This is a genomic window from Nocardia sp. NPDC058666 (genome assembly GCF_042714895.1).
GTDB lineage: Bacteria > Actinomycetota > Actinomycetes > Mycobacteriales > Mycobacteriaceae > Nocardia.
In genome coordinates, this window is the sequence record NZ_JBHXRY010000008.1 from 26,369 (window position 1) to 46,778 (window position 20,410).

General features: G+C 67.0%; 18 protein-coding genes. 12 read left to right on the forward strand and 6 right to left on the reverse strand.

Features of this window, described 5'->3' with window-relative positions; all coding sequences use genetic code 11:
• Nucleotides 1-113: 113 nt before the first annotated feature.
• Nucleotides 114-1,292 carry a winged helix DNA-binding domain-containing protein gene (locus tag ACFWVD_RS18825; RefSeq protein WP_379244405.1) on the reverse strand — a complete coding sequence of 393 codons (1,179 nt, stop codon included), beginning with the start codon at nucleotides 1,290-1,292 and terminating at the stop codon, nucleotides 114-116.
• Between the two features lie 119 nt (nucleotides 1,293-1,411).
• Between ACFWVD_RS18825 and ACFWVD_RS18830 the strand changes: the two genes are divergently transcribed.
• The 12 genes from ACFWVD_RS18830 (at nucleotide 1,412) to ACFWVD_RS18885 (ending at nucleotide 15,996) form a co-directional block, all read left to right on the forward strand.
• Nucleotides 1,412-3,487, forward strand: coding sequence for a TRAP transporter permease (locus ACFWVD_RS18830; RefSeq protein ID WP_379244407.1), 2,076 nt, complete (start codon nucleotides 1,412-1,414; stop codon nucleotides 3,485-3,487).
• Nucleotides 3,488-3,534: 47 nt separating this feature from the next.
• On the forward strand, nucleotides 3,535-4,518 hold the full coding sequence (locus ACFWVD_RS18835; protein ID WP_379244409.1) for a TAXI family TRAP transporter solute-binding subunit: 984 nt from the start codon (nucleotides 3,535-3,537) through the stop codon (nucleotides 4,516-4,518).
• Between the two features lie 175 nt (nucleotides 4,519-4,693).
• Nucleotides 4,694-5,542 (forward strand): arylamine N-acetyltransferase, encoded by an 849-nt coding sequence (locus ACFWVD_RS18840; protein WP_379244411.1) that lies wholly within the window; start codon nucleotides 4,694-4,696, stop codon nucleotides 5,540-5,542.
• Between the two features lie 100 nt (nucleotides 5,543-5,642).
• Nucleotides 5,643-7,709: an acyltransferase family protein gene (locus ACFWVD_RS18845; protein WP_379244413.1), complete on the forward strand. Its 2,067-nt coding sequence runs from the start codon at nucleotides 5,643-5,645 to the stop codon at nucleotides 7,707-7,709.
• Nucleotides 7,710-7,776: 67 nt separating this feature from the next.
• Nucleotides 7,777-9,519: a penicillin-binding transpeptidase domain-containing protein gene (locus tag ACFWVD_RS18850; RefSeq protein ID WP_379244415.1), complete on the forward strand. Its 1,743-nt coding sequence runs from the start codon at nucleotides 7,777-7,779 to the stop codon at nucleotides 9,517-9,519.
• Between the two features lie 88 nt (nucleotides 9,520-9,607).
• Nucleotides 9,608-11,206: a serine/threonine-protein kinase gene (locus ACFWVD_RS18855; RefSeq protein WP_379244417.1), complete on the forward strand. Its 1,599-nt coding sequence runs from the start codon at nucleotides 9,608-9,610 to the stop codon at nucleotides 11,204-11,206.
• Nucleotides 11,207-11,349: 143 nt separating this feature from the next.
• Nucleotides 11,350-12,687, forward strand: coding sequence for a histidinol dehydrogenase (gene hisD, locus ACFWVD_RS18860; RefSeq protein WP_379244419.1), 1,338 nt, complete (start codon nucleotides 11,350-11,352; stop codon nucleotides 12,685-12,687).
• Between the two features lie 73 nt (nucleotides 12,688-12,760).
• Nucleotides 12,761-13,888: a histidinol-phosphate transaminase gene (locus ACFWVD_RS18865; protein ID WP_379244421.1), complete on the forward strand. Its 1,128-nt coding sequence runs from the start codon at nucleotides 12,761-12,763 to the stop codon at nucleotides 13,886-13,888.
• A 23-nt stretch (nucleotides 13,889-13,911) separates the two neighbouring features.
• Complete coding sequence (hisB, locus tag ACFWVD_RS18870; protein WP_056824871.1) at nucleotides 13,912-14,526, forward strand: imidazoleglycerol-phosphate dehydratase HisB; 615 nt, start codon at nucleotides 13,912-13,914, stop codon at nucleotides 14,524-14,526.
• Entirely contained in the window at nucleotides 14,523-15,152 is a 630-nt protein-coding gene (hisH, locus tag ACFWVD_RS18875; RefSeq protein ID WP_379244423.1) for an imidazole glycerol phosphate synthase subunit HisH, read from the forward strand. Before hisB ends, hisH begins: the two co-directional genes overlap by 4 nt.
• Before the next feature lie 58 nt (nucleotides 15,153-15,210).
• A complete protein-coding gene (locus tag ACFWVD_RS18880; protein ID WP_379244425.1) occupies nucleotides 15,211-15,480 on the forward strand; it encodes a DUF1778 domain-containing protein in 270 nt (89 codons plus the stop codon).
• Nucleotides 15,481-15,483: 3 nt separating this feature from the next.
• The gene (locus tag ACFWVD_RS18885; RefSeq protein WP_379244427.1) at nucleotides 15,484-15,996 is read left to right on the forward strand and encodes a GNAT family N-acetyltransferase; all 513 of its coding nucleotides are present in this window, start codon (nucleotides 15,484-15,486) and stop codon (nucleotides 15,994-15,996) included.
• Nucleotides 15,997-16,059: 63 nt separating this feature from the next.
• Here the strand turns inward: ACFWVD_RS18885 and ACFWVD_RS18890 are convergent, their stop codons facing one another.
• From ACFWVD_RS18890 to ACFWVD_RS18910, 5 genes are all read right to left on the reverse strand, one after another.
• Complete coding sequence (locus ACFWVD_RS18890; RefSeq protein WP_379244429.1) at nucleotides 16,060-16,422, reverse strand: VOC family protein; 363 nt, start codon at nucleotides 16,420-16,422, stop codon at nucleotides 16,060-16,062.
• 196 nt (nucleotides 16,423-16,618) lie between these two features.
• Nucleotides 16,619-17,551 (reverse strand): alpha/beta fold hydrolase, encoded by a 933-nt coding sequence (locus tag ACFWVD_RS18895; protein ID WP_379244431.1) that lies wholly within the window; start codon nucleotides 17,549-17,551, stop codon nucleotides 16,619-16,621.
• A gap of 52 nt (nucleotides 17,552-17,603) precedes the next feature.
• The gene (locus ACFWVD_RS18900) at nucleotides 17,604-18,374 is read right to left on the reverse strand and encodes a helix-turn-helix domain-containing protein (RefSeq protein ID WP_379244433.1); all 771 of its coding nucleotides are present in this window, start codon (nucleotides 18,372-18,374) and stop codon (nucleotides 17,604-17,606) included.
• Between the two features lie 84 nt (nucleotides 18,375-18,458).
• A complete protein-coding gene (locus tag ACFWVD_RS18905) occupies nucleotides 18,459-19,040 on the reverse strand; it encodes a Uma2 family endonuclease (RefSeq protein WP_379244435.1) in 582 nt (193 codons plus the stop codon).
• Between the two features lie 109 nt (nucleotides 19,041-19,149).
• The gene (locus tag ACFWVD_RS18910) at nucleotides 19,150-20,382 is read right to left on the reverse strand and encodes a DUF2786 domain-containing protein (protein WP_379244437.1); all 1,233 of its coding nucleotides are present in this window, start codon (nucleotides 20,380-20,382) and stop codon (nucleotides 19,150-19,152) included.
• Between the last annotated feature and the right edge of the window lie 28 nt (nucleotides 20,383-20,410).

A 20,410-nucleotide genomic window follows, 5' to 3' on the forward strand; every position in this document is an offset into this window, starting at 1 on the left:
GGCTACGCCCGAATTGAGCTAATCGGCAATATTCTGCCGATCTATGCAATTTCGGTCCCATTCAAGGTCGTCATGCGATGAAAACGGCAGGATATTGCCGAAATTGCAGTTGGTCAGGTGGTGAGTTCGCGTTGTAAGGGGGTTCGGAAGCGGGGGATGGCGCGGGTGTCGCCGAACCAGGTTGTGGTGCGGGCTGTTTCGGTGTCGATGAGTTTTTGGGTGTCGGGGGTTACGGGTTCGAGGAGGCGGGTGACTACTTCGCCGTCGGGGCGTTGGGCCCAGCCGCCGACTATGTGGCCGTTCGCCCAGATGGTGGGGCCGATGTTGCCGTTGGTGTCGAACAGGGCGGGGGCGTGGGGGCCGAGGAACCAGTCTCGGGATTTCCAGCCCATGGGGGTGGGGTCCAGTGCTGGGAGCAGCGCTGCCCAGGGTTCGGGGGTGGGGACGGGGGTGAGGTCGTCGGCGAGGATTATTCCGGGGGTGCCGTCCAGGTCTACTTCGGTGATGTCCAGTTCTGCCAAGGCTTTTCGGACTTCGCCGAGGGTCCAGCCGGTCCACCATTTCAGGTCGGTGATCGGGGCCGGGCCGAAGGCGTACAGCCATTGACGTACCAGCTCTACGCGGGCTTCTGCCGCAGGAAGTGGTGAAAACCCTTCGGGTAGCCAGGTTTCCACGGGTGCCCAGGTGTACTGGCTGCTGGCCCAGCTGCCGTTCGGGCGGCCGCGCACGATCCGACCCTCGGCGCCGAGTACGACCAGCACCCAGGTGGTGATGCTGGTGGGTTTGGAATAGGACTTGCCGGGGGCGGTGTCGATCTGGGTGCGCAGGCGCGGCACGTCTTTGCTCAGCTGAGCACCGGTTGCCGCGCCGCGGGTCAGCAAGGCCGCGTGGGTTTCCGCTTCGACCTCGGCAAGCCACGTCTCGATATCACCGTCGACCACGTCGGCCTGCTCGATGTAGCGGCCGTAGGTGCGACGCTGCTTGTGGGCCAGCGCATCACAGGTGGAAGCCTGCAGCACGGGCAGTAATTCGGTCGGCGCGACGAACATCGTGCGGCGCATGGCCAGCATTCGCAGCAGCGTGCGGTCGTCGTAGAGCGCCTTCTCGACATCGCCCGGAGTCAGATCCACACCACGAGCGCCGACCGAGAGAAACACTGTCGCGGGGTCGGTGGCGTGCAGGACCACCATCGAACGCGCGATGTCGACAGGGTCGTTCGAGCGAGCCGACGGCGCGAGTCGATGCCGGGTGGCCAGCCGGGCGCGACGCTGCGCAGTATCGATCGAGATCATGCACGGATCGTAGGCATAGCCACCGACAAACTCGACGCGGCGATACTGACCATTTTGTGCACACCGCGCGGTTGCCGGTTTCGCTCCCAGGGCGCGAATCCCGTTGCTATCGTCCGCTCATGAGCGCTGCACCACCGGTTGTTACTGCGGCTGAGCTGGGGGTGGATGACGAGGAGCGGCCTGCTCGGGTGCTGTCGGGGTTCCCTGCGCGGTTGGTGGGGATTGTCGCGCTGGCGTTGGCGTTGTTGTCGGTGTGGCAGGTGTTTCGGCCGTTGGCGCAAGGTAGTCAGTACTACCTGGTGGTCTTTCTCGCGGTCGCGTTGCCGTTGGTGTTTCTGAGTTATCGGTCGTGGTGGGGGCCGTTGGATCGGGCCGATGGGCCGTCGGTGCTGGACTGGGTGTTGGCGGCGGTCACGCTGGTGGTGTGTTTGTATCCGGTGCTGCCGTTTGTGATCGGGGACGCGGGTGGGGGATACGACGCGTTTCTGGACCGGCAGGGGATGTTGGCGCCGCTGGATGTGGTGATGGGTGGGTTGCTGTTGGTGCTGGTGCTCGAGGCGTGTCGGCGGACCACCGGGGTGATCTTGCCGGTGGTGTGTCTGGTGTTTCTTGGCTACGGGTACTACGGCGGGCTGTTGCCGCAGGATTGGTCGATCGCGCACGCTGGTCTGGATATCGATCAGATCGTGGACGCGCTGTACAACTCGGGCAGTGGGTTCTACGGGACGCCGTTGGACGTGGCTGCCAGCTACATCGTGCTGTTCACGCTCTACGGGGCAGTACTCGAATTCTCCGGTGCCGCACGGTTCTTCGTGGATCTGTCGGTGTCGTTGTTCCGGCGCTCGCACAGTGCGGCGGGGCGCACGGCGGTGGCGTCGGGTTTCCTGCTCGGCACGGTCTCGGGGTCGGGAACCGCGACCGCGGTCAGTACCGGTGCGGTGACCTGGCCGATCCTGCGCAAGGCGGGGTATCGGCCCGAGCAGGCGGGCGGGATGCTCGCCGCGGCGGGTGTCGGTGCGATCCTGTCGCCGCCGACATTGGGCGTGGCGGCGTTCATTGTTGCTGAGTACCTTGATGTTTCGTATGTGACGGTGTTGGGCTGGGCGTTGATCCCGACGCTGCTGTACTACCTCGGGATCCTGCTTTCGGTCGAAATCGATGCGCGGCGGATTCATGCGGAAGGACGCGCGCCGGTCGATCTGGCCGATGGTCCGCTGCCGACGCCGTGGTGGAAACTGCTGGGGCGCTTCGGATATCACTTCTCGTCGCTGATCGTGATCGTGGTGCTGTTGTTGGCGGGGATGAGTGCCACGCGTGCGGTCGTGTATGCCACCGTGCTGGCGCTGCTGCTGGCCATCCCGGATCGAATGCTGCGCCGGTCAGCGGAGACGGACGCGCATCGATGGACGCGAAAGACCGTGACGCAGTTCGTGATCGAAGCGCTGCGCTCACTGTCGCTGGGAATGCGGTCGGCTCTGCCGGTGGTCGCGGTATGTGCGGCAGCGGGCGTGATCACCGCGATGACCACGAAGACCGGCCTCGGCGCGCAACTGGCCGCACTGCTGGTCAAGGCCGGTTCGGCGCTGTCGGACAACCCCGCCGTCATCCTGGCGACCACCGCCGTGCTCGCGGCGATCGCGTTGTCGCTGCTGGGTCTTGCGGTCCCGGTGACCGCGTCGTTCGTGATCGGCTGGGTGATCATCGGCCCAGCCCTGCTGGACCTGCATGTCGCCGCACCCGCCGCCGCGATGTTCGTCTTCTACTTCTCGGTGCTGTCGGAAGTGACGCCGCCGACCGCGCTGGCGGCGGTCGGCGCGGCCGCGGTGACCGGCGCGAAAGCCATGCCGACGATGTGGCACGCCCTGCGTTACGCGTTGCCCGCCTTCCTGGTGCCGTTGATGTTCGTGCTCACCGATTCGGGTCAGCACCTGCTCGGACGCGGACCGCTGCTCGACGTGTTGTGGGTCAGCGCGGCCGCGTGTGTGGGTGTGGCGGCGTTGGCGGCGGCGACGGGCGGGTGGCTGTTCGGAATCGGGGCGATCGGACCGATTCCGCGTGTACTGGCCGCCGCGGCGGGTTTGACTCTGCTGTACCCGAATCCGGTCGCCACCGGGATCGGACTCGGACTGCTGGTCGTGGCCGCGGTCGCGGGCCTGGTCGACCGGGCCAACAGAACTTCCACGGACACACCGTGATTCGCGGAAATCGGCAGGCGGCGTGGCCGTCGACGAAAGGGAAGCTCATGGTCAGAACACTTGTCGCCGTGGTCGCGGCCGCGGCACTGCTCACCGGCTGCGGTGGCGGCAGACAGGACACGCCCACCGCCGACGCGGGTGGTGAGGTGACCTGTGAAGTGAAGCAGGACACCAGGATCGGCATCGCCACCGGCAACGCGACCGGCGTGTACTTCGCGCTGGGCAACGCCTACGCCGAGCAGATCTCGGCCGCCACCAACGGCACCGTCAAGGCCACCGCGGCCGAAACCGGCGCCTCGGTGCAGAACATCCAGCAGGTCGTGGGCGGCACCTACCAGGTCGGCTTCTCGCTCGCCGATTCCGCGGCCGACGCCGTCGCGGGCAAGGGCAGCTTCACCACCGCGCAGCCGATCCGCGCGCTGGCCCGGCTCTACGACAACTACACCCAGGTCATCGTGCGCACCGACGCCGGCATCAACTCGCTGGCCGACCTGCGCGGCAAACGCGTCTCCACCGGTTCGCCCAAATCGGGCACCGAGGTGATCGCCCAGCGCGTGCTGCAAGCCGCCGGGCTCAACCCCGACAGCGACGTGTCCGCCCAGCGCCTGGACCTGACCAAGACCGTCGACGGGCTCAAAGACGGCTCCATCGACGCCATGTTCTGGTCCGGCGGCCTGCCCACACCGGGCATCACCGACCTGTTCACCACCGCAAAGGACAAGGTCCGCTTCCTCGACATCACCTCGGTGCTGCCGAAACTGAAGGAGATCAACCCGGTCTACGAAACGGGTTCGATCCCGGCCGCCACCTACGGCCTGTCCGCCGACGCTCCGACCATCGTGGTGCCCAACCTGCTCGTGGTCCGCGAGGACCTCGACGCGAACCTGGCCTGCGTGCTCACCACGACCCTGATGGACCGCAAACCCCAACTGGAACAGGCGAACCCGGCCGCCAAGGGGATCAAGCCCGACACCGCCGGCAAGACCGCGCCGGTGCCGCTGCATCGCGGGTCCGAGGTCGCGCTGCGCTGATCACACTCCGATAAGAACGCCCCGCGCCGACACGCGGGTTGTCACGGTCCCCGCACACCTGCTCGTAGGGTGGCGGGGACCGCGGCATGTGCGGGCGTGTTCGGGTCATGGAATAACAGTCGCGACGACGCGGTTGTGCGAGGCAGATTCAGTAGGCGACCGAAAAGAGGACGAGATGACCGACGATCACGGCTGGCTGGGAGCCGAGCTCGACCTCGAGGCCTACCTGGCGCGCATCGGCTACGACGGTCCGCGCACCGCATCGGTGGACACCCTGCGCGCCCTGGTCCACGCCCACACCACCACGATCCCGTTCGAAAACCTGGAGATCGTCCTTGGCCGCGGCATCCCCCTGGACCTGAACACCTTGCAGGACAAGATGATCCGACACCGCCGCGGCGGCTACTGCTACGAAAACGTCGGCCTGTTCGCCGCCGCCCTCGAACGGTTCGGATTCGGCGTCACCGGCCTCAGCGCACGCGTCACCTACGGCATCGTCGACACCGGCGCCCTGCGACCCGCGACCCACGCCTTGCTGCGCGTGACCACTCCCGAGGACGACCGCGTCTGGATCTGCGACGTCGGTTTCGGCTTCGGACCCCTCGAGCCGTTCGAATTGGTCGACAGCGCAGGCGAATTCGCGTTGGGTGACTGGCGGTACCGGTTGGAGCGCCGGGCCGACGACCTGTGGGTGCTGTTCCAGTTCGGCCGCGACGGCTGGATCGACCGCCACACCTTCACCGAGAACCCGCAGTTCCGCATCGACTACGCGGTCGGCAACCACTTCGTGTCGACGTCACCGCGCTCGCCGTTCGTCACCCGGCCCTTCGTTCAACGCTTCCTGCCCGATGCCCACCACGTGCTCGACGATCTCACCCTGACCACGGAATATCCCGACGGCACTTCGACTTCGCGCGAACTCGAACCCACCGAACTGACCAAAATTCTGATCGAAGTGTTCGATATCGAACTGGACGACACCGACGCGGCCACCCTCACCACAACCCCCTGGCGAACCCGATAGTTCACCTGCCCCCACGGCATGGCAGTTTGCTTCCTGGGTGTCGCTACGGCAAATTAATGGTTACTTGCCGGGAAACAAAGACACCGTGGGGGCCGATTCTGTGGGTTTGTTGCTGCCGAATACTCGGTCCGCATCACGGGTGCAACCGGATGCGGTGGTCGGCGGCACTGTCTCCAGACGGGACGACCTGGACGGGCTACGCGGCGTAGCGATCGCGTTGGTGGTGGCGTTCCACGTGTGGGCGGGACGCGTTTCCGGCGGTGTGGACGTGTTCCTGGTGCTGTCGGGGTTCTTCTTCACCGGCGCGGTGGTGCGCGGGGTCGAGCGCAGCGGGTGGGTGTGCGCGAAGGAAACCGCGCGGCGGACCGTGCGCAGGCTGATGCCCTCGCTGGTCATTGTGTTAGCGGCGGTTCTGCTCGCCACGGTGGTGTTGCGGCCCTACACCCAACTGGGCGAAGCGGCCTCGCAGACCCTGGCCTCGATGTTCTACAGCCAGAACTGGTACCTGGCCAACGCCGAACTGGACTACCTGTCACCCGATGCCTCGGTGAGTCCGCTGCAACACCTGTGGTCGATGTCGGTGCAGGGGCAGTTCTATCTGGCGATTCTCGCGCTGCTGGCGGGCTGGGCCTGGTTGCGCAGGCGCGGTCACGCCGGGCGGTTCACGCTGGTGATCGTGCTGGTCGGGCTGGGAACACTGTCGTTCTGGTACGCCGCGTCCGGGCACGCACAGCATCAAGCCTGGACCTATTACGACAGCATCGCGCGCGGCTGGGAACTCCTGGCGGGCGCGGTGTTGGCGGTCGCGGCGCCGTGGCTTCGGATACCGAACCGGTTGCGCTGGCTGGCCGCCGCGGTCGGCGTGGCGATGGTCCTGTCCTGTGGGCCACTGTTCGACGGCGCGAATCAGTTCCCCGGCGTGGCCGCGCTGTGGCCGGTGGCGGCCGCCTGCCTGGTGATCGCCTCGGGTTTCGGGGGAGCGCGGGCATGGCCGAATCGGGCATTGGCCGGGCGGTTCTGTACCGAACTCGGCACGCTGGCTTACCCGCTGTACCTGTGGCACTGGCCGATCCTGATCTTCTATCTCGGGGAGACCGGACGCGCGCACGCCGGCATCGTCGATGGGCTGGTGGTGATCGGGGCCTCGCTGACCCTGGCCTACGCGACCACCCGGTTGATCGAGACGCCGCTGCGAATGCCCCCGCGCGGACAGAAGGCCGAAAACCACCGGGGGACAGGGGTGTTGGTGTTGGCCACGGCTGTCGTCGTGGTGGTCGCCTCGCTGGGCTGGCAGGTGGTGTTGCGCACGATTCCCACCGAACCGTTGCAGGCCTTGGACACCCGCCTGTATCCCGGTGCCGCCGCGCTGGTCTCCGGCGCCGAATTCTGGCCGGAACCCATGCGCCCCACCATCTTCGAAGGACCGTCGGATACACCGGCAGCGACCTCCGACGGTTGCATCACGCCCAATCGTGAAGTGCGCGTGTGTACTTACGGCGACCAGGCCGCGACCCGCTCGATCGCGCTGGTCGGCGGGTCACACTCCGAACACTGGCTGCCCGCCCTGGAAGTTCTCGGCGTCGAGCGCGGGTTCCGGGTGGTGTCGTACTTGAAGGAAGGGTGCCCGGTCGTGCTCGCCGACCAGCCCTCCTACGCCGAATTCCCGTTCCCCGAATGCCACGAATGGTCCGTGGAGGTGCTGGACCGGCTGGCCGCGGAATCGCCGGACTGGGTGCTGACCCTGTCCACCCGCTACCGCATGAACGGCCTGGGCGACGAGGTGCCCGCGGAGTACCTCGAGGTGTGGTCGGCGCTGCAGGACCGCGGACTCAACGTGCTCGCGCTGCGTGACACCCCTCGGCTACGCCGCGACGGCGTGCTCTACCGGGCCACGGACTGCCTGGCCCATCGCGGCGACCCCGACAGCTGCGGGCTGGATCGCAACGACGCCCTCGACGCCCACAACCCCGCCGAGGAACCGGCAGCGAGCTACCCGAACGTCCACTCCCTCGACCTGACCGACGCCGTGTGTCGACCGCAGCGCTGCCGGGTGGTCGAGGGCAATGTGCTCATCTATCGCGACGAACACCACCTCACCGCCAGCTATGCCCGCTCGCTGGCCCCCGAACTCGGCCGCCAGATCGGGACGATCACCGGCTGGTGGTAGCGCGCCGGTTCGTCCCAGCAGCAACGAGAACCCCACGGGCATCACAGATCCCGCTACTGTCGCAGGGGTGCGCATTCCACGGAAGGCATCGGTCCTGCTCGTCGCGCTCGCTGCGCTGCCCGTCGCGTGCTCGTCGGGTCCTGACCAACCTCAGACGGTCGTCGAGTCTTTCGCCGCCGCGCTGACCAGCGGAGATGCTGCCGCCGCCGCGGCGTTGACCGACGCGCCAGAGCAAGCCCGGCCGGTCCTGACCGCCCTGTTCGACAATCTCGGCCACAACGACACCGTCGGGTTGACGTCGACCGACGGTAAGTCGTTCACGCTGGAATCCACCTGGAAGTTCGGCCCCGACGGTCGTCATGTGTGGTCTTACTCGAGCGCCGGGACCACCACCGGTGCCGACGACTGGAAGATCGCCTGGCAGCCGACCACAGTTGCGCCGGGCCTTGACCTCGGCCCGCTCAGCTACAGCCAGGTCCCGGCGAAACCGGCCCGCGTGCTCGACGCTTCCGGTGGTGAGCTGATGACGCAGCAGGTGGTGACCCTGGTGAATGTGGCACCCGATGCCGATCTGGCGGGTGTTGCCTCGTTGCTCGCGCCGCAGGGTGTCACCGAGACGACGCTGCGCACGGATCTGGCTGCGGCACAAGGCAAACCGATCACCGCCGTCGCCCTGCGTGAAGCCGATATCGCCCCGGTGCAGCAGGCACTGAGCGGGGTGCGCGGCGTGACGCTGGCACCACAGCCGCGCCTGCTCACCGTCGACAAAACCCTCGCCGGACCCACTACCGCGGGTTTGGCGCAGGTGTGGCAGGAGCAAGCCGACGCCGCCGCGGGCTGGGCCATTCGCGCACAGACCCCCGCAGGCACCCAGCGCATCGCCGGACCCGACGCGACACCGACCACCGACATCGCCAGCACCGTCGACATCGACTTGCAGAACGCCGCCGAAGCCGCACTGACCCCCGTCGCCACTCCGGCCGCCATCGTCGCGCTGCGCCCCTCCACCGGCGAGGTGCTGGCTGTGGCCCAGAACGCACCCGCCGACGCCCAGGGCCCGATCGCGCTGACCGGTCTCTACCCGCCGGGTTCCACGTTCAAGACCGTCACCGTCTCCGCGGCCCTGCAGGCGGGCGGTGTCACCCCCGACACGGTGCTGCCGTGCCCCGGCCGCGCCACCATCGAAGGACGCACGATTCCCAACGACAACGGCTTCGACCTGGGTATGGTGCCACTGCACACCGCGTTCGCACGCTCGTGCAACACCACGATGGCCGAGTTGGGAGTGAAGTTGCCTGCCGACGCGTTGACCGTGGCCGCCCAGCAATTGGGTCTGGGGGTGGACTATGTGACACCCGGCTTGACGACCGTCACCGGGAAAGTTCCGCCCGCGGACAACCCCGCGCAACGGGTCGAATCCAGCATCGGGCAGGGCACGGTGACTGCCTCCCCGTTCGGAATGGCCCTGGTCGCGGCCTCGCTCGCGCACGGTTCCGCGCCCGCGCCCAGCATTATCCGAGGCCGTGCTGGCACCGCTGACCGGCCGTCGGCGCCGGTGCCTGCCGCGGTGACATCGCAGATAGAGACCATGATGGGCGAGACCGTGAGCTCGGGAACGGCCACCGCATTGCGCGATATCCCGGGTCTGCTGGGCAAGACCGGCACCGCCGAATACCTCGACGACACCCACGCACACGGCTGGTTCGTCGGAATCAAGGACGATCTGGCGTTCGCGGTGTTCATCGCCGACGCCGGGAGCTCCGGTCCGGCGGTCGAGGCAGCGGGCCGCATGCTGCGTGTGACACCATGAGACGTTCTTCCCTCCGCAGGCGAGCAATCCCCCCGCTGCCGCACGCGGTCATCACTGCGCCAGCTACACTCGTGCGCGGACCATATCCATGGTCAATACGCGGGATGTCACAATTTCGAGAAGGTTCGGAGTAGGCGCCATCGATACCGGTCAGAAGATCGCGGAGCATTACCGCCTGGTCGAGCGTATTGGTAGCGGCGGCACAGGCGTTGTATGGCGCGCTGTCGACGAACGCCTCCAGCGCTCAGTGGCAGTGAAGCAGATCCACATCAAACCGAGCTTGCCCGAGGGTGAGCGGGATGTGTTGCGCCAGCGCGCGATTCGGGAAGCCCGCAACGCCGCGCGCTTCCAGCATCCCAACGCCATCGTGGTATTCGACATCACCGAGCACAACGGTGACCCGTGCCTGGTGATGGAGTACCTCAAGTCGGTCAGCCTCGCGGGTGAGCTGGGTCAAAAAGGCCCGCTGCCGCTGCTCGAGGTCGCCCGCATCGGCGAGAAGGTCGCCTCCTCGCTGATCGCCGCCCACCAGGCCGGCTTGGTGCACCGCGACGTGAAACCGGGCAATATCCTGCTCGGCGACCACGGTGAGGTGAAAATCACCGACTTCGGCATCTCCCGTGCCGCGGGTGACGTGACGCTCACCGAGACCGGGCTGATCTGCGGTACTGCCGCCTATCTCGCACCCGAAGTGGCGCGCGGCTCCGATCCGACGCCTGCCGCCGACGTATTCGCCCTGGGCGCAACGCTTTTCCACGCGCTGGAAGGCGAACCGCCCTACGGCGCCAACGCCAACCCCCTCGCGGTGCTCTACGCCGCCGCCAACGGCCAGGTCCGCGAACCGCACAACGCCGGCCCGGCCACCGACTTCCTGCTCGATCTGCTCAGCCCGGACCCCCTCGACCGTCCGACGATGACCGAGGCCCGCGACGCGCTGGCCCACTTCGCCGAGGACGACAACTCCGTGCCGGCCGGATTCGTCCCTGCCAGTGAGGCTTTCGGCCGACGCAACTCCGCGGCGACCACCCAGGTGATCCGGCAATCCGGGCGTCGCGCCTCGCACGCAGGCGCTTCGACCGCCACCACCCGCCAGATCCGCTCGAACCCGCGTCCCGCGCCCCGCCACGACACCGCCGCCCACCCGCGCACCCAAGCCCAGCCCGCCCCCGTGCACCGCAAACAGGCCGGCAAGGGACGTGCGGTGCTGATCGGTTCCGGCGTGGGTGCGGTGGTCGCGGCGGTCGCCGTGGCGATCAGCGCGTTCAGTGCCTCGGACTCCGATTCGCCGCAGGTGCAAGCGGGTCCGTCGACCTCGGTGCAGGCCACAGTGGCACCCAAGCCCAGCGCGGCCACCCCCGCACTGGGTCAGGCCAGCAATGTGGGTACGGTCGACATCGGCTCGGCCGGTCAGCTGGTCGAAGCGTTCTTCAGTGACCCCGCCAGTTCCTGGTCGCTGCTGACCCCCGCCGCCCAGCAGGTCTACGGCAGCGAGTCCGCGTTCCGCGAATACTGGAGCGACCGCTCGATCCAGAGCTTCGCCAGCATCACCGCCGTGAGCGGCAACAACGCCGACGGATCCACCAACATGCGCCTGGCCAGCATCACCATCAACGGCTCGACCAAGGCCATGGTCATGCGCGTGGTGAACTCCGGCGGCAGTCTGCGCATCGACGGCGACACTCGCTGAAACCGCTGGTCCGCCCGATGAGCGAGGGCGGATCGGCGGGTACGCCGCGCACGGGCGGGATGTGGGTGGAAATGCGCTGGCGGGCGACCACTAGGCTGGTAGCTGACCTTCAGGCCCAGCGTAGAACAGGACCGTACCCCGATATGACATCCCGCATCGAGCTCGCCCGCGTCGATCTGCGCGGTCGTACTCCTTCCGCTGCCGAGCTGCGTACCGCGCTGCCGCGGGGAGGGGTCGACGTGGATTCGGTGCTGCATCATGTGCGGCCGGTCGTGGAGGACATTCGCGATCGGGGTGCCGCGGCGGCGCTGGACTACAGCGAGAAGTTCGATGGTGTGCGGCCCGCTGTGGTGCGGGTTCCTGTCGCTGAGCTGGACAAAGCCCTCGCTGAATTGGATCCCGCTGTTCGGGCCGCCCTGGAAGTCGCCATCGAGCGGACCCGGAAGGTGCACGCGGATCAGCGACGCACCGACACGGTGACCGAGGTGGTGCCCGGCGGCACTGTCACCGAGAAGTGGCTGCCGGTGGAGCGGGTCGGGCTGTATGTGCCCGGCGGCAACGCCGTGTACCCGTCCTCTGTGGTGATGAATGTGGTGCCCGCGCAGGCCGCGGGAGTGGAGTCGTTGGTGGTGGCGTCGCCGCCGCAGGCGCAGTTCGGTGGGCTGCCGCACCCGACCATCCTGGCCGCGGCCGCGATGCTGGGCGTCGATGAGGTGTGGGCTGTCGGTGGGGCGCAGGCGGTGGCTTTGCTGTCCTACGGCGGTGTCGATACCGATGGTGGGGCGCTCGAGCCTGTCGACCTGATCACCGGGCCGGGCAATATCTACGTCACCGCCGCCAAGCGACTGTGCCGTGGGCTGGTCGGGATCGATGCCGAGGCCGGGCCGACCGAGATCGCGGTGCTCGCCGATGCGACTGCTGATCCGGTGCATGTGGCGGCTGATCTGATCAGCCAGGCCGAGCACGATGTGCTGGCCGCGAGTGTGCTCGTGACCGATTCCGTGGCGTTGGCCGATGCGGTCGATGCCGCGGTGAATGCTCAACTGGGCGTGGTGAAGCACAACGATCGGGTGCGGGAAGCGTTGTCGGGCAAGCAGTCCGGGATCGTGCTCGTCGACGACATCGCGCAGGGGCTGCTGGTTGTCAACGCCTATGCGGCCGAGCACCTCGAGATCCAGACTGTCGACGCCGCCGCGGTGGCGGGGCGGGTGCGCAGTGCGGGTGCGATCTTCGTCGGGCCTTGGGCGCCGGTGAGTTTGGGTGACTACTGCGCGGGGTCCAACCACGTGCTGCCCACCGCTGGGTGCGCGCGGCACTCCTCGGGGCTGAGTGTGCAGACGTTCCTGCGTGGCATCCACATCGTGGAATACACCGAGGCGGCGTTGAAGGATGTCGCCGGACATGTTGTGGCACTTGCCAATGCGGAGGATCTGCCCGCGCACGGTCAGGCTGTGCAGGCGCGTTTCGAGGCGCTGTCATGAGCGAGCGTAGCGAGCGAATCATGTGCCAGCGCGCGGTGCGCATGCCGCAGCTGAGCGCCAGCGAGGCGGAGGCATGAGCACTCCGACCGTGCCCGGTGCTTCGGCGACGCTGGATCAGCTGCCGCTGCGCGATAACCTGCGGGGCAAATCGCCTTATGGCGCACCGCAATTGACGGTGCCGGTGCAGCTCAACACCAACGAGAACCCGCACCCGCCGAGCAAGGCGCTGATCGACGATGTCGCGGAATCTGTGCGGGCGGCAGCGGCTGATCTGCACCGGTACCCGGATCGGGATGCGGTGTCTCTGCGTGCGGACCTCGCGGAATACCTGACTCGTCAGACCGGCGTCGCTGTCGATACCGCGAATGTGTGGGCGGCCAACGGGTCCAACGAGATTCTGCAGCAGCTGTTGCAGGCTTTCGGTGGGCCCGGCCGTAGCGCATTGGGTTTCGTGCCGTCGTACTCGATGCACCCGATCATCTCCGAGGGCATCGATACCGAGTGGGTCGAGGCGCAGCGCAGCGGTGATTTCTCGCTCGACATCGACTATGCCGTAGCGCAGATTGTCGAACGTCGGCCCGATGTGGTGTTCGTGACGAGTCCGAACAATCCGACCGGACACAGCATTCCGATCGACGAGCTCGAGCGGATCCTCGATGTCGCGCCCGGCATCGTCGTCGTGGATGAGGCTTATGGCGAGTTCTCGGCGGCACCCAGCGCGATCATGCTGATCGACCGGTTCCCGACCAAGCTCGTCGTCACCCGGACCATGAGCAAGGCATTCGCGTTCGCGGGTGGGCGCCTGGGTTACCTGGCTGCCTCGCCCGCGGTGATCGACGCGATTCTGCTGGTGCGGTTGCCGTATCACCTGTCGGTGGTCACTCAGGCCGCCGCACGTGCGGCTTTGCGGCACGCTGACGAAACCCTCGGCAGCGTCGCGGAATTGGCGGCTCAGCGCGATCGAGTCGCGGCTTCGTTGGTTGCCCTCGGTTTCGACGTGATCCCCAGCGACGCCAACTTCGTGCTGTTCGGTCGCTTCACCGACGCCGGGCAGGCCTGGCAGCACTTCCTCGACGCCGGCGTGCTGATCCGCGACGTCGGCATCCCCGGCTACCTGCGCGCCACCATCGGCCTGGCCGCGGAGAACGACGAATTCCTGCGCGTGAGCCGCGACATCGCGGGCACCGACCTTACTCACTGAATCCGCCTGTGGAGGAGCACATCATGAGCAGAACAGCGCGGGTGGAACGCGTCACCAAGGAATCTTCGATCCTGGTGGAGTTGAACCTCGACGGCACCGGGCAGACCGAGATCTCCACCGGTGTGCCGTTCTACGACCACATGCTGACCGCACTGGGCGCGCACGCCGGGTTCGACCTGGTCGTGCGGGCCGAGGGTGACATCGAGATCGAAGCCCACCACACGGTCGAGGACACCGCGATCGTGCTCGGCCAGGCGCTGGGCCAGGCGCTGGGCGACAAGAAGGGCATCCGCCGCTTCGGCGACGCCTTCATCCCGATGGACGAAACCCTCGCGCACGCCGCCGTCGACGTGTCCGGTCGGCCGTACTGCGTGTTCACCGGCGAGCCGGAACACCTGGTGCACACCATCATTCCCAGCGCGGGCCCCGGCGCCTCGTACTCGACGGTGCTCAACAAGCACGTGTTCGAGTCGATCGCGCAGAACGCCCGCATCGCGTTGCATGTGCGGGTGCTCTACGGGCGCGATCAGCACCACATCACCGAGGCCGAATTCAAGGCTGTCGCACGGGCTTTGCGTGCCGCCGTCGAGATCGACCCGCGGGTCAGCGGTGTGCCGTCCACGAAGGGTGTGCTGTGAAAACCGTTGTGCTGCTGGACTATGGCTCCGGCAACCTGCATTCTGCCGAACGTGCGCTGGTGCGGGCGGGTGCGCAGGTGGAGGTCACCGCCGATCCCACCGCCGCGTTGGCCGCCGACGGACTCGTCGTCCCCGGTGTCGGTGCGTACGCGGCGTGTATGGCCGGGCTGCTCGAGGTGCGCGGAGACCGGATCATCGGCCAGCGGCTCGCCGGTGGGCGTCCGGTGCTCGGCATCTGCGTCGGGATGCAGATCATGTTCGACCGTGGGGTCGAGTTCGGTGTGGAGACCGAAGGGTGCGGTGAGTGGCCGGGCGTGGTCGCCGGGCTCGACGCGCCCGTCCTGCCGCACATGGGCTGGAACACGGTGAAGGCTCCCGCCGACAGCACCCTGTTCGCCGGCATGGACGCCGACACGCGCTTCTACTTCGTCCACTCCTACGCCGCCCAGCAGTGGGAGCTCCCCGAAAACGAGCACATCGCACCCCCGAAACTCACCTGGGCCGAACACGGCGTGCCGTTCCTTGCCGCGGTCGAGAACGGGCCGCTGTCGGCTACCCAGTTCCACCCGGAGAAGTCCGGGGATGCGGGTGCACAGCTGCTGCGGAACTGGATCGGGTCGCTCTAAGCTGAGTTCCCGATAAATCTGTACGGTAAATATCCGTACAAGTGGCTACACTGGGCCTATGGGAGCCAAGACCGAACGCGCGGAGTTCCGCGTCGACGACGCGCTGCGCGCCAAGATGCAGCGTGCCGCGGAGTTGGTGCACGAGCAACAGTCGGAGTTCATCCGTCGCGCGGTGTTCGAGCGTGCCGAGCGAATTCTGGCGCAGGAACTGATCACGGTCATGTCCGCGGAACAGTTCGACGCACTGCTGGATTCGCTCGACGAAGCCGATGCCGCTCCGGCGCTCGCCGAGCTGGCCCGCCGTCCACGCGTGTTCAAGCGGCGGTGATCGGTGACCGCACAGTTCGTTTCGACGCGATTGGCGGAAGACCACGATCTGTCGGCATTCGACAGCGGGCATGCGACGTTGGATGACTGGTTGCGTTCGATGGCGCAGCGGGCATGCGTGTCGGGCACTGCCCGGGTGTACGTGTGGACCCCCGAGGGTGAGCAGAAGGTCGTCGCGTTTTTCGCGCTGACGCCCACGCTGGTCAATCGAGACGAAGACGGGGTGCCGAGCGGGGCCGCCGGCGGGGTATCCAGGATTCCGGGCTACCTGATCGGGAGGTTGGCACTGGATCGCTCGTTCCACGGGCAAGGATTCGGGGCCGAACTGCTCTACGACGCAGTCTCCAAAGCCGTCGCGGCCGCGGAAGTCGGCGGTGGCCGACTGATCGTCGTAGACGCGATCGACGACGCGGCCGCGCAGTTCTACCGCAAATACGGTTTCACTCCGGTGCGTCACACGCCGCGCCGGTTGGTCATGAAGATCGCGACTGCTCGTAGCGCGCTCGGCATCGGCTGAAACGCTGCTGCCTGGCCTGAGCGCTACGACGTCGACCGGGGAATGCCTGTCACGCCGGTGGTGTCAGGGAGACGTCAGGCAGAAGGGGTGGCCGGCCGGGTCCAGGAGTACTCGCCAGCGTCCGTTGCCGGGCTGATGGTCGGGTTTGGTCGCGCCGAGTTTCAGCGCTAGCTCTTCTGCCGCATCGAGGTCGTCGGCGCGGAAATCCAGGTGGAGCTGTTGTGGCACATCCTGACCCGGCCACTGCGGAGCCCGGTATCGGTCGACCCGCTGGAATCCCACATCGCAGCCGGAGTCGTTCGTCAGCGCGACGAACTCCGCCGTACTGAAGAGCTCGCGCATCCCGGTCAACGCACCGTAGAAGCCCGCCAGCGTCTGCGGGTCGGCACAGTCCAGCGTCACCCCGCGCAGTTCAACACCTGGCACTATCGGCTCCTTCGTGTCCGTTTGTCTCCGTAAGCCGCCGCTGGCCATGATCACCGGCCCGCCGCCACACCGTACTCGCCAGGTCCGCCGCTGGAGTAGCAGTTTTACGCGCTGCCTCAGCGCATCGGGTCGACGGGATTTCGGCCGTCGATTCCCGGTCTCATCCGGAGTGAGGAACATGTCCGCAACAGGGTTGTCAGTGCTGCTGGGCAGGATGGTCGGCCAGGAAATCTCGGACCAGTGCTGCGCAGCGCGGTGCGTCGTCGAACCAGGGGGCGTGGCCGCCCGGAACAGCGGTGAGGTGTGCGCGGGGGATTTTCGCGACGGAGGGTCTTGCCTGGTCGGGGGAGCAGAAGACGTCATCTTCGCCCCAGACGAACAGGGTTGGAGTGTCGATGCGGGCGAGTTCGACTGCGGTGAGGACGTTTTCGGGGCGTGCGGTTCGGCCTTGAATCAGGCGGCGCAGGAGGGCTCGGTAGGAGGCGGCTTGCCCTGGTAGGCGCAGGGGTAGGCGGTGTAGGTCGAGCATGTCGTTCGACATCGCGCGGGCCGCGTTCGCTCCGATTGCCTCGGTGAGGGCGAAGCGGGCGAGGAATCGAGGGGATGGGAGTTGCATGAGGGTCTGGTCGAGTCGGCCTCTGGTCGGGGAGGTCAGGGATTCGAACTCGGCGATGATGTGGGAGCCGGGTAGGGCGGTGGCGGGGGTGGCGATGATCGCTGCCCGCGATATGCGGTCGGGTGCGTCCAGCATTGTCCAGAGGGTGAACAGGCCGCCCAGGGAGCTGCCGACGAAAGCGGACTGTTGTATGTCGAGCGCGTCGAGCGTTCCGGTGACCACGTCGACCGCCAGTTCGCGGACCGGTCGGCCCTGCCAGCTGTAGGGCGGGGCGAGGCTGTGGCCGGGGAGGTCGATCAGGATGTGGTGGAAGCCGGGCAGGTCGGCGATCAGGGGTGCCATGCCCATGGCGGGTGCTGAGATGCCGTTGATGTGGACCAGCGGTTCACCCTCGCCTGTGGTCAGGACGCGAACCGCTGGGTTCCGCTGTGTCAGTGGGTGTTCGGTGATCGTCAGTCCATAGGAGGCGGCGACGCGTTGTTCGGCCGCGCGGATCCGTTGTTCGAGTCTCATGCGATTACTGTCCGGCTCGCGGCGGGCGGCGTCTTGGACGAATGTTCGCCGATCAGCTCGTCGCGAGTGCGCCGGGGGTGATTCCGGAGAAGGCCGATATATCGCGATGGAGGTGCGATTGGTCCGAATATCCGCACGCCACAGCGACTTCGGCGGCGGATCGACCAGCCAGCAGTAGGTCGAACGCGCGTCGGAATCGGACCACCATCGCGGCTCGTTTGGGCGTCACCCCGACCTGCGCGGTGAACCTCGACCACACGCGTTGCCGACTCCACCCGGTCAGCTCGGCCAGTTCCCTGACCCGCACGGCGCCCTTGTCCGCGACGATCCGCTCCCAGCACGCCGCGACTTCGGGATCGACCGTCCTGGTTGTTTCCGTGGCGGCGAGAAACCTCGTCGTCACCGCGAATCGCTGTGCCCACGTGGCTGTTTCGGACAACTGCTCGCGCAGCAGCGCTGCCGCCGAACCCCAGATATCCTCCAGTCCGACCACCATGCCGTCCAGGTCGGCCGGGCCGACACCGAGCAGGCGATACGCGGCGATCGGCGACATCCGCAACTCGACGCATTCGATCCGCTCCGCACGGACATGCCGAATGCCTGGCACGAGACCGGCGACCAACCCGTCGTGCAGGTCGGGGCCTTCCAAGGCAAGCCGACTGTGCCCGAACTGGATCACCACGGTGACCTCCGGCCGAGCGAAAATCCGCATCTCGCACCCCGCGGACTCCCGGTCACGAAACCCGTCCATCGAGACGTCGGCCATCGCCGCCGCTGTCGACCTCGCCAGGTCCCAGCCGTCATCCAGCTCCCGTTCGGACATGATCGGCCGCACATCTCGAGCGTACGAGGCTGGCTGTGGGCCTGGCAATGTCATCCCGAGTCTGCTTCTCGGCGCACCGAGGTGTCAGTCGACCCAGTCGAGCAGGGGGGTGGTGTCGGCGGTGATGCCGATCGGGTCCGGGAGGGGAACCGCGCGACCGAAGGCGTATCGGCGGATCTCTTGGTAGCGCCCGTCATTCGGCTCGCTGTACAGGACGATTTCGGCGGTGTCCCGGTCGACGAGTAGGTACAGCGGGATGCCGGCTTCGGCGTAGGCGGTCGGTTTTTCCACCCGGTCTCGTTTGTTGGTGTCCGAATCGTGCGAGGTGACCTCGACGGCCATCACGGTGTCACGCGAAGGTGCCCACTCCCCGTGTCCGACGAACGCGTCCAGCGGCGCGACCACCCCGTCCGGACGAGCGCGGCTGTCACGGTAGCCGTTGATCTTCAATCCCTGTCCCTGGTGCAGAAACAGGCCGGGGGCCAACGGCATGAGAAGCAGCAACAGCCAGTTGATGATGCGGTTGTGATCACCATCCGGCACGGTCTTGAACCCCAGCTTTCCGTCGATGTACTCGAGCTGCAGAGCGTCTGTGGTTCGTTCGACCGCTGCGGCGATCGCTTCGAAATCCGTCGTGGTCACTGGATCGTGGTGTACCGCCGTCATCATCCACCTCCTGATCCGTAATACTACCTGCGCTGATGCTCGGGCGGCCTTGGATAAACCGGCTTGGCGCCAAGGCTGACGCGAAAGGGATCTGCGAGGACGCGCAGGGTCATAGGTTGTCGAAGCGGGCTCGGTCTGCGGCCTCGGTGCCCGCGGTCCAGCCTTCGGCGCTGCGGATGGTAATTCCTCGGGTGCGCACGGTGGGGAAGTAGGTGTCGAAGGCTTGGTCTACTCGGTGCTGGTGGGAGGCCAGGACCGGGAGTAGGTGGGTGGGGGCGTGGGCGATGGTTTCTTCGGCGGCCTTGGTGAGCAGTTCGCCGATTCTGGAGGCGTAGGCGGTGAGGAAGGCCTTGCGGTAGTGGCGGGAGCGGGATTCCTCGGTAGTGGCGTTGTCGATCATGGCTCGGGTGGCCTGGACCAGCAGCGACGTGGACAGGATTTCTACCGCGTCGAGGTCGGTGTCGTCGCCGACGACGGTGACGAAACCCCAGTCGGCCACGAAGATCGCGCGGGCGCGGTTGGCTCGGGTGACCATGTCGATGAGCAGGGCTTTGGCGTCGGTGTACGGGGTTTCGAGCCAGATTCGGCGGGCGGCGGGCAGGTCGGGGTCGGTGCGTTGGGAATCGAGCAGGGCCCGGTCGATCGCGTATTTGGTCATCAGTTCCTGCGCCTTGGCGGACAGGGTTTCCGCTTCTTCGGCGAAGGAGGTGGACTCGGCTTTGGCCAGCAGGCCGCGGACTCGGCCGAGGGTTTTCTCGTCGACGTGGTGGTGGGTGGTGTGTGTGCGGGTGCCGGGCAGCGGAGCGATCTGCTCGAGTTTCGGGAGTTGGATGAGCAGGGACAGGGCGCTCAGGGCCGCGGTGAGGGCCTCGTCGGCGGTGAGGAGGGTGCGGTCGGCCCACTGGGGGAGGTGGGGGCGGTCCAGTGCCCACCACACCTGGGCGTCGAGTTCGGTCAGTTGCGACTGCCAGATCTCGTCGACGGATTCGGTGGGGAAATCGGCGCGATGTTCGGCCATCAGGTCGGTCAGGTAAGCGGTGGCGAACTCGTCTACTCGCCTGCGTGCGGCCTCGTGGATGTCGGTGGGGAGCCAGCCGAAGTCGAAGGCGCGGGCGATGATTCGTTGCGCGGCCAGTTGTAGGCCGGGAGAGAGATCCGCGTCGCTTACCTGTTCGACGAATCGCTCGATCGCGTTCTTGTCGCCCTGGGCTGCCAGGAAGGCCACGGTCGCGATCGCGTCGGCTACCTGCGACGGGTCACCCGACAGCGCCTGCTCGACCGGAAGTCCGGGAGCGGCAGCCGGTTTACGACCTGTGCGACGTCGACGATTCTGCTTGGCCAAGGGAGTCCTGTTCGTGGAGGTGAAGTTC